Here is a 10,250-nt window from a genome sequence, read left to right as displayed (position 1 = left end):
TGTGATCGTGACCCATTCGATGCAGCAGGCCGCCCGCGTCAGCCAGAAAACCGCGTTTTTCCACCTGGGCAGCCTTGTCGAATACGGTGACACCGGCCAGATCTTCACCAAGCCCCAGGACCCGAGAACCGAAAGCTATATTACCGGCCGCATCGGCTGAGGACAGGAATACGCCATGAGTGAACAACATATCGCCTCTGCATTCGACCGCGATCTTGAAGCTGTCCAAGCCCATATCATGAAGATGGGCGGTCTGGTCGAAGTCGCCATCAGCAACGCCGCCCGGTCGCTCGAGACACGCGACGAAGAACTGGCCCAGCAGGTGCGTCAGGGCGACAAGGAGATCGACGCGCTCGAGGACTTGATCAATGAAGAAACGGCGCGGTTGATCGCCCTGCGCGCGCCCACGGCCGGCGACCTGCGGCTTGTGCTGTCGGTGCTGAAAGTGTCGGGCAACCTTGAGCGCATCGGCGACTATGCCAAGAACATCGCCAAGCGCACGACCACGCTGGTCGAGGCCCCGCATATCGGCAGCAGCGCGGCCGCGCTGCGCCGTATGGCGCGAGATGTCGAAACGATGCTGCGTGATGCGCTCGACGCCTATATCCAGCGCGACTCCGAACTGGCGCAGGACGTCATCCGACGCGACGAGGACGTGGACCTGATGTACAACGGCCTGTTCCGCGAGCTTCTGACCTTCATGGCCGAGGACCCGCGCAACATCACGGCCTGCATGCATCTGCATTTCATCGCCAAGAACACCGAGCGCATGGGCGACCACGTGACGGCGATCGCCGAGCAGGTGATCTATCTTGTCACCGGCGAGCGTCCGACCGAGTCGCGGCCCAAGGCGGACACGACATCGCAAACCGTCTGAACGCGGCGCGATCAGCGGGGCAGGGTTTCTTCGTTTTGGGCCTGCGATGCCAGCCAGTGCCGGAATTCGCGCAGCGACGGATCGCCTGACTTCGTGCTGGGCCAGACCAGGTAATAGGCGCCCATCGTCTCGACGGCGCCAAAAAAGGCGGTGATCAGCCGCCCGGTGGCCAAATCCTGCTCGATAAGATAGCTGGGCAGCAGCGCCACGCCCAACCCGTGAACCGCCGCCTGGTTGATGGTGGTGAATTGGTCATGGACGGTACCGGGCAGGGGGCTGGGCGCTGTAATGCCCTGCTGGGCGAACCAGTCCTGCCAGGCGCGCGGTCGGGTCTGAATGTGCAGCAAAGGCAGTTTCAGCAACTTTGCCGCATCCTTCGGCGCACCGGACGGCAGCAGCGCGGGCGCACACACCGGCACGACACGCTCGACCTTCAGCAGCAGCCGCTCGGTTCCGGGCCAATCCGGTTCGCCGAAATGTATCGCTGCATCAAAGGGTTCGGCGGAAAAATTGAACGGGCGCAGCCGGGTCGACATATTGATCGTAATGTCGGGATGCAGTCGCGCAAAATCGGGCAGGCGTGGCACCAGCCAGCGCATTCCGAAGGTCGGAAGAATGGCCAACTGCAATGTGCCGCCCGCCGGCGTCACATGCAGCCGCAACGAAGCCTGCGCGATCTGGTTCAGGCTTTGACGGATCTCGGCCACATATTCCTGTGCCGCCGAGGTCAGCGTCAGCCGTTTCCGATCACGCTGGATCAAGCGAACGCCCAGCTGCGCCTCGAGGGTCTGTAATTGCCGGCTGACCGCACTTTGGGTCAAGGACAGTTCGTCCGCGGCGGCCGAGGCCGAGCCGAGACGATCCAACGCCTCGAGCGCGCGCAGGGATGAGATCGACGGGAACAGGCGGCGTTTGGTTTCCATCCATGCGTTTTACTCATGAAACCTTGCAAATGTCTCGCTGTATTTTGCGAAAATTGCGGGGTAGGGTGCGGCAAACCTTGAAATCCGGAGCGAAGACATGAATGCCCCCGATACAAAACCCGCGCTGCGCGCCAAGGATGCGCCCGATCTGGGCCGATTTGCCTGGGATGATCCGTTCCGCCTGAACGATCAACTGACCGAGGACGAACGCCTTGTGGCCGATAGCGCCCGCGCATATGCGCAGGAAAAGCTGCAGCCTCGGGTCACGGCTGCTTTCCAGAATGAGGAAACCGACCCCGAGATTTTTCGCGAGATGGGCGAAATGGGCCTGCTGGGCACCACGATCCCCGAGGAATATGGCGGCATCGGCGCGGGCTATGTGACCTATGGCCTGGTCGCGCGCGAGGTCGAGCGCGTGGATTCCGGCTATCGCTCTATGATGTCGGTGCAAAGCTCGCTGGTGATGTATCCAATCTATGCTTATGGCAGCGAGGAGCAGCGCCGCAAATACCTGCCCAAACTGGCCAGCGGCGAATGGATCGGCTGTTTCGGACTGACCGAGCCGGATGCCGGATCGGATCCGGCCGGGATGAAGACCCGGGCCGAGAAGATCGACGGCGGCTATCGGTTGACCGGCAGCAAGATGTGGATTTCGAACGCGCCGATCGCCGACGTGTTCGTCGTCTGGGCCAAGTCCGATGCGCATGACGGCAAGATCCGCGGTTTCGTGCTGGACAAAGGCACCAAAGGGCTCAGCGCGCCCAAGATCGAGAACAAGCTCAGCCTGCGTGCTTCAATCACCGGCGAGATCGTTCTGGACGGCGTCGAAGTCGGCGAGGACGCGCTTTTGCCGCATGTTCAGGGTCTCAAGGGGCCGTTCGGCTGTCTGAACCGCGCACGCTATGGTATCAGCTGGGGCGTGATGGGCGCGGCCGAGTGCTGTTGGCACGCGGCACGGCAATATGGGCTGGATCGCAAACAGTTCAACCGTCCGCTGGCCCAGACGCAGCTGTTCCAGAAAAAGCTGGCCGACATGCAGACCGAGATCGCCTTGGGCCTGCAGGCCAGCCTGCGGGTCGGGCGCCTGATGGATCAGGCCGAAGCCGCGCCCGAGATGATCTCGATCATCAAGCGCAACAATTGCGGCAAGGCACTGGACATCGCGCGCATGGCCCGCGACATGCATGGTGGGAACGGGATCTCGCTGGAATTCCAGGTGATCCGGCACATGGTCAACCTGGAAACTGTGAATACCTATGAAGGCACGCATGATGTCCACGCCTTGATCCTGGGGCGGGCACAGACCGGTTTGCAGGCTTTCTACTGATCTCACACGAGATACGCGTAATCTGTATTATGGTAAATTAAGGTAGTGCCAACGCCGCCACGTCCACGTTGGCGGCGTGTTTTCATGCTGTTACCGTCGACAGCAAAACCAATGAAGGCGGAACACGACATGGAATTGCAGGACAAGATCGCTGTCATCACCGGCGCGGCCCATGGAATTGGCAAAGGATTGGCCGAGCGCTTCGCCCGCGAAGGCGCCGGGGTCGTCTGCGCCGATATTGATCTGGATGGCGCCCAGACGGTTGCCAGCACCATTGGTGGTCATGCGATCCGATGCGACGTTGCCGATGAGGATGACATCCGCGATCTGATCGACAACGTCGAGGCCTCGGTCGGCCCGATCGATCTATTCTGTGCTAATGCCGGGATCCTGACCTTGGGCGGACTGAACGTGCCCGACGACCACTGGGACCGGATTTGGAAGATCAACGTGATGTCGCATGTCTGGACGGCCCGTCATCTGGTGCCGCGCATGATCGCGCGCGGTGGCGGCTATATCCTGACGACCGCTTCCGCCGCCGGTCTGCTGAACCAGCCCGGCGCGGCGCCTTATGGCGTGACCAAACACGCGGCCGTGGGTTTTGCCGAATGGCTGGCGCTGACCTATGGCGACAAGGGTATCCGCGTTTCCGTCCTATGCCCCCAGGCGGTGCGGTCGGAAATGACCAAGGGGTTCGAGGATTCGGTCGCCTCGATCGATGGAATGCTCGAGCCCGAGGACGTGGCCCAGGCCTGCGTCGATGCCATCCGAGCCGAGACTTTTCTGGTGCTTCCGCATCCGCAGGTTCTGGACTACATGCGGCTGAAAACTGCCGATTATGACCGCTGGCTGAGCGGAATGCAGAAGCTAAATCAACAGTTTGTCAGAGATATCTAACGCTTTTTCCGGGCGCGTCGCAGCAGGCCTTCCTGCGCGACCGACGCCACCAGCGTACCGTCCTGCGCATAGATCGCACCGCGGTTGAAGCTGCGCCCCTGCCCCGTCCACGGCGCATCCATCGCGTAGAGGTGCCAGTTCTGGAATTGCACCGGCGCGTGGAACCAGATCGCATGGTCCAGGCTGGCGCCGTTGATCTCTCCGGAGAACCAACTCAGACCATGCGGCCTCATCCCCGAGCTCAGCAGCGCCATGTCGGAGGCATAGGCCAGCAGAAGGTGCTGCGTGACGTGATCGGCCTGATCGGCAGCGCCCATGCGGAACCACAGGAAATTGCGGTCATCGGCCTTTACGGGTTGAAAGATGTCCAGCGGATCGACCTCTCGCACTTCGATCGGGCGTTCACGCAGCAATTCCGCGCGCAGATGGTCCGGTACGCGGGTAAGATACCGCTGCCGCAGGTCATCGCGCGAGGGGTGCTTTTCGGGCGGCGCGACATCCGGCATCGGGTGCTGGTGCTCCCAACCCTCATCCTGAATGTGGAACGAGGCCGACATGTTCAGGATCTGCTTGCCGTGCTGAATCGCCACCACGCGGCGAGTCGTGAAACTGCCTCCGTCTCGTGCGCGATCCACTTGATAAACAACTGGAATATCCGGGTCACCGGGGCGGATGAAATAGGCGTGCAACGAATGGCACAACCGGTCTTCGACCGTCTTGTAGGCCGCCGCCAGAGCCTGGGCGATCACCTGGCCGCCGAAAATCCGCGTGGGCGTTTCCCCGCCCGATCCCACGCCGCGGAACAGGTCCACCTCGAGGCGTTCGATATCCAGCAGATCCAGCAGAATGCGTTCGGCTTCGGTCATGGGCTTGTCTCCGGAATCACGGTTCAGGCCTCGCCTAGCAGCCCCGCGACGGTCATTCAATCAGGGCGGCTTGGACCAGCGCCTTCAACTGAGATCGCGACGGATAGGAACTGGACGGTGCCAGTTGCGTGAAGAACACCACGGTCAGATCGAGAACCGGGTCGATCCAGAAAAATGTGGACGCCATGCCGCCCCAACTGAAATCTCCGACCGAGCCGGGCGTGCGGGCGCGGGCCGGGTCCAAAACCACTGCACCGCCGATGCCGAACCCCATGCCCTCCATCGGCTGTTCGGCGAAACTCTGCGGTCCCATTGATGCAATGTCGCCCGGCAAGTGGTTGCGCACCATGAATTCCACGGTTCTTGGCCCCAGCAGACGATTGCCGTTACCGGTGCCCCGGTTGCGCAGCATATCGGCGAAGCGGGCATAGTCGTCGATGGTACCGACCAGCCCGCCGCCACCGGAAAACAGCGTAGCTGCCTCGAAGGCGGACTCGCCGGTCTGATCGACCAACCGCAGCGTCTCATTGCCTGCTTTGGCGGCATTCAGAGCCATCGCGTCGCCTTCGAGCGGGGTGTACAGGGACGCGAACCGCTCCCCTGCCCCCGTGGGAACGGAAAACCCGGTTTCGGTCATGCCCAGCGGCGCAAATACGTTTTCGGCCAGGAACCGGTCCAGAGTCTGGCCCGATGCAACCTCGATCACGCGCCCGATCACGTCGATGCCCACCGAGTATTCCCATCGCGCGCCCGGTTGAAAGGCCAGCGGCAGGTCGGCCAGCGCCTGCACCTGGTCGGCAAGGCAGCCTTGATCGGGCTTGAAGATCAGGTCGCGCGCGTCCATCTCCGCCGGCAGAAGGCCCGGATTGAACGGGTAGCTCAGCCCACTGGTATGGGTCAGCAATTGGTGCAACGTCGGCGACGGCGCCGGTTCGGTCTGATCCAACCGTGTCGCATTCGGGATCAGCGCCTGCATGTCCAAGAATTCGGGCAAAAACTCGGACACCGGGGCATCTAGGTGAAACAGTCCCCGTTCTGCCAGCATCATCAACGCAACCGAGGTGATCGGCTTGGTCATGGAATAGATGCGCACGATCGTGTCGCGCCTGAAAGGCAAGCCCGCCTCGATGTTGCGCTGACCGCAAGCGTGAAAATGCACCTCGTCGCCGCCGTGGCGCAGCAGAACCGAGCAGCCGGGATATTTTTTCCTATCGACATAGGCTTGCATCCAGGAATTGATGCGTTCCAGCCGTGTAGGGGCAAAGGTCATGGCGCGACCTCCCTGATAGTAAATCCACCAATGCAGGGGCGTGTGGCAACCGTCATGGCCGCAGACTCAGTTGCCTGGCCGCGTCGATCAGCTTGGCGGCGTGTTCAGAGGCAAGTTCTTCGGGCGTCACATAAAAGCTCGGGCCGCCGATGTTCAGGCCGAACACCCGCCCGTCATCCGCCGAAGGAACCGGCACCGAAATTGCGTGCACGTCATCCCGCCACAGCGAGAAACCGGTGCAATATCCGCGCGCAACATATTCATCCTGCGCCATTTCTATCGATCGCTGCAGATCGTCGCGTTGCAGCCCCAGATCCTGCTGGGCCGCCTCGACGGCGGCAGCGCGTTGATCGGGCGTCATGCCCACCAGAATGGCGCGCCCCATCGCCGACGAGAACAGCGGCAACCGTGAACCGACATGCATCGTCAGCGCGACGTTCTGGGTGGATCGGCTGACGGCTACATAGACGACCTCGGCGCGGTGCGCTTCGCCCAGGGCCGCCGTCAGATATGGGTTGGCGCCGGCGCGCAGTTCACGCAGAACCTCGCCAGCGCGTTCGCAGATATCAGTGCTGCCCAGAACGCCGAAGCCCAGCCGCAGAACTCCGACCCCCAGACGATAGGCGCCGCCGGGCTGATCCTGCACCAGGTACCCCAATTGGCACAGCGTATGCGTCAACCGGGAAATGGTCGGCTTTGGCAGGCCGGTGCGGTCGGCAAAGTCGGTATTGGTCAGCGCGGTATCGCCGTGCCGGAATGCCCGCAGGATCTGCAGCCCCCGAGCCAGGGCCGTGACGAAGTTGCGGTCCTTTTCATCTGGTTCCAGCTGTGCCCGACGGGTGGTCACTGGTCAATCGCCCCGCGATTCCAGGGCCGCAAGCCCGTGTTGGGCGAAGATCGGAACATACGCGCCGAAAGCCTGTGCGCGGGTCGGGTCGGATGCATTGCCGTCCAGCGCCCGTTTGTAGACCCCCTGAAGGATGGCCGCCATCCTGAAGAAATTGAACGCCAGGTAAAAGCCGAAATTGTCGATTCCTGACAACCCGCGCCGGGCACAGTATTCGGCGATGAATTCCGCATCGGACGGAAGTCCAAGCGCTGCGCGGTCTATGCCGGCCAGGCCGCGCCCCTCTTTTCCGGGCGGCATCTGCCATTGCATGATGACCGCGGCCAGATCGGCATAGGGGTGGCCGATCGTCGACAACTCCCAATCCAGAACGCCCACGCAGCGGGTGCCGACGGTGTCAAACATCAGATTGTCGATACGGTAGTCACCGTGAACAAGCGTTCTCTGCCCGTCCTCCTCGGGGATCGAGGCTGTCAGCGCGCCGATCAACCGATCCATGCCACCGATGGTACTGGTCTCGGATGCGCGGTACTGTTTGGTCCAGCGCGAGATCTGCCGTTCATAGTAGTTGCCCGTCGGCCCATAATCTGACAGGCCGACCGCATCGATGTCGACCATGTGCAACTCGGCCAGCACCCGGTTCATCTCGTGCAGGATCGCGGCGCGGGTTTCGTTGCTTTCACCTTTCATCGTGGGTTCAAGGAAGATGCGCCCCTCAAGCCGCTCCATGACGTAGAAGGCCGAGCCGATCACCGACTCGTCTTCGCACAACAGCAACATGCGCGGCACAGGCACATTGCTGTCGGCCAAGGCGCGTTGCACCCGGTATTCGCGGTCAACGGCGTGGGCGGATTTCAGCAACGCGCCCGGCGGTTTGCGCCGCAGGACATAGCGCCGTTCCGGTGTCCGCAATTCGTAGGTCGGGTTGGATTGCCCGACCGCGAATTTGGTGGCTTCGAGCGGGCCGCGATAGCTCGGCAGATGCGCGCCGAGATAGGCATCGACCGCAGCGAGGTCCAGTTCGTTGGAGTCTTGGGTCATGTCACCCGTCCTGTTCCGCGACCGTTACATGGCTTCGGCAAAGATGTTCCCTCCGGTCAGAACGTTGATACCGCCCGAGACGGGAATCACGGCGCCTGTCACATAGCTGCCGCCGCGCCCGCACAGAAACAGCATCGATCCCGCGATGTCCTCATCACGACCCACACGGCCCAGCGGCACCGATTTCCCGACCTTCTCGCGTTTGTCCTCGTCCGCCGTAGCAAAGGCGGTCATCCGCGATACGAACGGCCCCGGTGCCAACGCATTGACGGTGACGCGGTGGGGCGACAGCTCTTTGGCGAGGATCTTGGTCAGGTGGATCACCGCCGCTTTCGAGGCCGAATAGCTGTAGGCGCCATCGCCCATCGGAACCTCGCCCATGACCGAGCCGACATTGACCACCCGGGCCGGGTCATCATCGGACCCCGACTTGATCAACAGCGGCAGCAGTTTCTGCGTCAGGTGAAACACACCGGTCACGTTCACCGACATGACCTTGTCCCACGCGTCATAGGGGAACTGCCCCAAAGGTGCGCCCCAGGATACGCCCGCGTTGTTCATCAGGATATCAAGACGTTGCGTTCGGGTGTTGACCTCGGATACCAGCGCGTCGATCCCGTCCTCGCAGCCGACGTCCCCGGCAAACCCTTCGGCGCGACCCGGCGCATCCAGCGCGTTGAGTTCATCGGCCACGGCCGCGCAGTCCGCGCCCTTGCGCGAGGCAATCAGCACGCGCGCGCCGGCGCGCACCAAAGCCTCGGCGGCCATGCGCCCGATTCCCGTGGCGCCTCCGGTAACCAGCGCCGTTTTTCCGTTCAGAGAAAACAGGTTGTCTGGTGTCATGGCTCTCCTCCCCAATCCGAATTTTTCGATCCGTCCTGCCGATCGGCCGCGATCCGTTTCACTGTGCAGAATTGCATTTCACAACTTCCTTGACAACATCGCGCCGCAATCGGACCTTCAAGCCAACAGATGACGAGGATCGGAATACCAAATGCAAGCTTTACTCAGCGTCGCCCCGGGCGGTCCGGAAACCCTGAAACTGACCACCCTGCCCGATCCCGCGCCGAAAAAGGGTCAGATTGCTGTCCGCGTCCGCGCCGCCGGCGTTAACTTTCCCGACACGCTGATCATCCGCGATCTGTACCAGATGAAGCCGCCCCGCCCATTTGCCCCCGGCGGCGAGATTGCGGGCGACGTGATCGCGTTGGGCGATGGCGTGTCGGATCTGGAGGTCGGCGACCGTGTGCTGGCCCTGACCGGGCATGGCGGCTTTGCCGAACAGATCTGCGTTTCGGCCGCCAGCGCCGTCAGGTTTCCCGATTCTATGTCCTACGAAGACGCCGCAGGCTTCATCTTCACCTATGGCACCTCGTATCATGGGCTCAAGGACCGCGCGGCGTTGCGGCCTGGCCAGACCCTGCTGGTGCTGGGCGCCGCGGGCGGCGTCGGTTCGGCGGCGGTGGAACTGGGCAAAGCCATGGGCGCACGTGTGATTGCAGCGGTGTCCTCGCAGGACAAGGCCGATTTCTGCCGCGACCTGGGCGCAGACGAAACCCTGGTCTATCCCCGCGATATGGATCGCGAAGCCCAAAAAGCCCTGTCTGCCGAGATCAAGAAACTGGCGGGTGGTGAAGGCGTCGATATCGTCTATGACGCAGTCGGCGGCGACTATGCCGAACCCGCCTTGCGGGCGATGGCGTGGAAAGGCCGGTATCTTGTGGTCGGCTTCCCGGCCGGCATTCCCAATATTCCCCTCAACCTGCCCCTTTTGAAGGGCTGCGAAATCGTCGGCGTGTTCTGGGGCGCGTCGGTGTTTCGTGACCCCAAGGGCCATGCGGAAAACGTCAACGAGCTGTTCGGACTGTACCTGGCAGGCAAGATCCGACCGCGTATAACCGCGAAATTTCCGCTCGAAGAGGCGGGCAAGGCGCTTGAACTGATCGAGGATCGTTCGGTGCTCGGGAAAGTTGTGGTCACGATGGAGACAGCCTGAACGCCTACGCGGCCATACCGAAAAACAAAAATGCCAGTGCGATTCTCCTTGTTCGCCTCATGCGAGCAAGCTTTGTAGACGCATGCGCGATTCAAGGTTATGAAAAGGCATGGGGACAGGATGATAATGCACAGTATTCTTGTATTGAACGGGCCGAATTTGAATCTGCTGGGCAGCCGGCAACCCGAGGTCTATGGCCATACGAC

At 62.0% G+C, this 10,250-nt stretch carries 11 protein-coding genes and 1 pseudogene; 6 read left to right on the top strand and 6 right to left on the bottom strand.

Translation table 11 applies throughout. The annotated features are described in order from the left end of the window. Window positions 1-160, top strand: a pseudogene (locus tag AC2FM3_RS17400) (phosphate ABC transporter ATP-binding protein); the annotation flags it as partial. Between the two features lie 15 nt (window positions 161-175). Next, window positions 176-877, top strand: a complete 702-nt coding sequence (phoU, locus tag AC2FM3_RS17395) for a phosphate signaling complex protein PhoU (protein ID WP_496684377.1) — start codon at window positions 176-178, stop codon at window positions 875-877. Window positions 878-888: 11 nt separating this feature from the next. Here the strand turns inward: phoU and AC2FM3_RS17390 are convergent, their stop codons facing one another. Continuing rightward, window positions 889-1,800 carry a LysR family transcriptional regulator gene (locus AC2FM3_RS17390; protein WP_496684374.1) on the bottom strand — a complete coding sequence of 304 codons (912 nt, stop codon included), beginning with the start codon at window positions 1,798-1,800 and terminating at the stop codon, window positions 889-891. Window positions 1,801-1,897: 97 nt separating this feature from the next. Here AC2FM3_RS17390 and AC2FM3_RS17385 point away from each other — a divergent pair, with 97 nt between their 5' ends. Together AC2FM3_RS17385 and AC2FM3_RS17380 are read left to right on the top strand one after the other, a co-directional pair. Continuing rightward, entirely contained in the window at window positions 1,898-3,127 is a 1,230-nt protein-coding gene (locus tag AC2FM3_RS17385; protein WP_496684371.1) for an acyl-CoA dehydrogenase, read from the top strand. Between the two features lie 129 nt (window positions 3,128-3,256). Further along, complete coding sequence (locus AC2FM3_RS17380) at window positions 3,257-4,024, top strand: SDR family oxidoreductase (RefSeq protein WP_496684381.1); 768 nt, start codon at window positions 3,257-3,259, stop codon at window positions 4,022-4,024. Here AC2FM3_RS17380 and AC2FM3_RS17375 read toward each other — a convergent pair. From AC2FM3_RS17375 to AC2FM3_RS17355, 5 genes are read right to left on the bottom strand one after another with little or no spacing between them, the layout of a single operon-like run. Then, on the bottom strand, window positions 4,021-4,890 hold the full coding sequence (locus tag AC2FM3_RS17375; RefSeq protein WP_496684368.1) for an acyl-CoA thioesterase: 870 nt from the start codon (window positions 4,888-4,890) through the stop codon (window positions 4,021-4,023). The two genes, AC2FM3_RS17380 and AC2FM3_RS17375, sit on opposite strands and share 4 nt — an antisense overlap. A gap of 52 nt (window positions 4,891-4,942) precedes the next feature. Continuing rightward, complete coding sequence (locus tag AC2FM3_RS17370) at window positions 4,943-6,160, bottom strand: serine hydrolase domain-containing protein (protein ID WP_496684365.1); 1,218 nt, start codon at window positions 6,158-6,160, stop codon at window positions 4,943-4,945. Window positions 6,161-6,212: 52 nt separating this feature from the next. Then, on the bottom strand, window positions 6,213-7,007 hold the full coding sequence (locus AC2FM3_RS17365) for an IclR family transcriptional regulator (protein ID WP_496684362.1): 795 nt from the start codon (window positions 7,005-7,007) through the stop codon (window positions 6,213-6,215). Between the two features lie 3 nt (window positions 7,008-7,010). After that, entirely contained in the window at window positions 7,011-8,048 is a 1,038-nt protein-coding gene (locus AC2FM3_RS17360; protein WP_496684359.1) for a phosphotransferase, read from the bottom strand. A 24-nt stretch (window positions 8,049-8,072) separates the two neighbouring features. Further along, complete coding sequence (locus AC2FM3_RS17355; RefSeq protein ID WP_496684357.1) at window positions 8,073-8,891, bottom strand: SDR family NAD(P)-dependent oxidoreductase; 819 nt, start codon at window positions 8,889-8,891, stop codon at window positions 8,073-8,075. A gap of 151 nt (window positions 8,892-9,042) precedes the next feature. On the opposite strand from AC2FM3_RS17355, the gene AC2FM3_RS17350 reads away from it, so the two are divergent. Both AC2FM3_RS17350 and AC2FM3_RS17345 read left to right on the top strand, forming a co-directional pair. Next, window positions 9,043-10,044 (top strand): NADPH:quinone oxidoreductase family protein, encoded by a 1,002-nt coding sequence (locus AC2FM3_RS17350; RefSeq protein WP_496684354.1) that lies wholly within the window; start codon window positions 9,043-9,045, stop codon window positions 10,042-10,044. A gap of 126 nt (window positions 10,045-10,170) precedes the next feature. Next, window positions 10,171-10,250: type II 3-dehydroquinate dehydratase (locus AC2FM3_RS17345; RefSeq protein WP_496684379.1), on the top strand; the 80-nt coding region annotated here is incomplete at its 3' end.

This window comes from Ruegeria sp. BHSB172 (assembly GCF_059613165.1).
This window is presented reverse-complemented; position numbering and strand designations above follow the sequence as displayed.

Bases quoted from the DNA above. Each gene is read 5' to 3' on its own strand.
- phoU (WP_496684377.1), top strand. From the start codon at position 176: ATGAGTGAACAACATATCGCCTCTGCATTCGACCGCGATCTTGAAGCT.
- AC2FM3_RS17390 (WP_496684374.1), bottom strand. From the start codon at position 1,800: ATGGAAACCAAACGCCGCCTGTTCCCGTCGATCTCATCCCTGCGCGCG.
- AC2FM3_RS17385 (WP_496684371.1), top strand. From the start codon at position 1,898: ATGAATGCCCCCGATACAAAACCCGCGCTGCGCGCCAAGGATGCGCCC.
- AC2FM3_RS17380 (WP_496684381.1), top strand. From the start codon at position 3,257: ATGGAATTGCAGGACAAGATCGCTGTCATCACCGGCGCGGCCCATGGA.
- AC2FM3_RS17375 (WP_496684368.1), bottom strand. From the start codon at position 4,890: ATGACCGAAGCCGAACGCATTCTGCTGGATCTGCTGGATATCGAACGC.
- AC2FM3_RS17370 (WP_496684365.1), bottom strand. From the start codon at position 6,160: ATGACCTTTGCCCCTACACGGCTGGAACGCATCAATTCCTGGATGCAA.
- AC2FM3_RS17360 (WP_496684359.1), bottom strand. From the start codon at position 8,048: ATGACCCAAGACTCCAACGAACTGGACCTCGCTGCGGTCGATGCCTAT.
- AC2FM3_RS17355 (WP_496684357.1), bottom strand. From the start codon at position 8,891: ATGACACCAGACAACCTGTTTTCTCTGAACGGAAAAACGGCGCTGGTT.
- AC2FM3_RS17350 (WP_496684354.1), top strand. From the start codon at position 9,043: ATGCAAGCTTTACTCAGCGTCGCCCCGGGCGGTCCGGAAACCCTGAAA.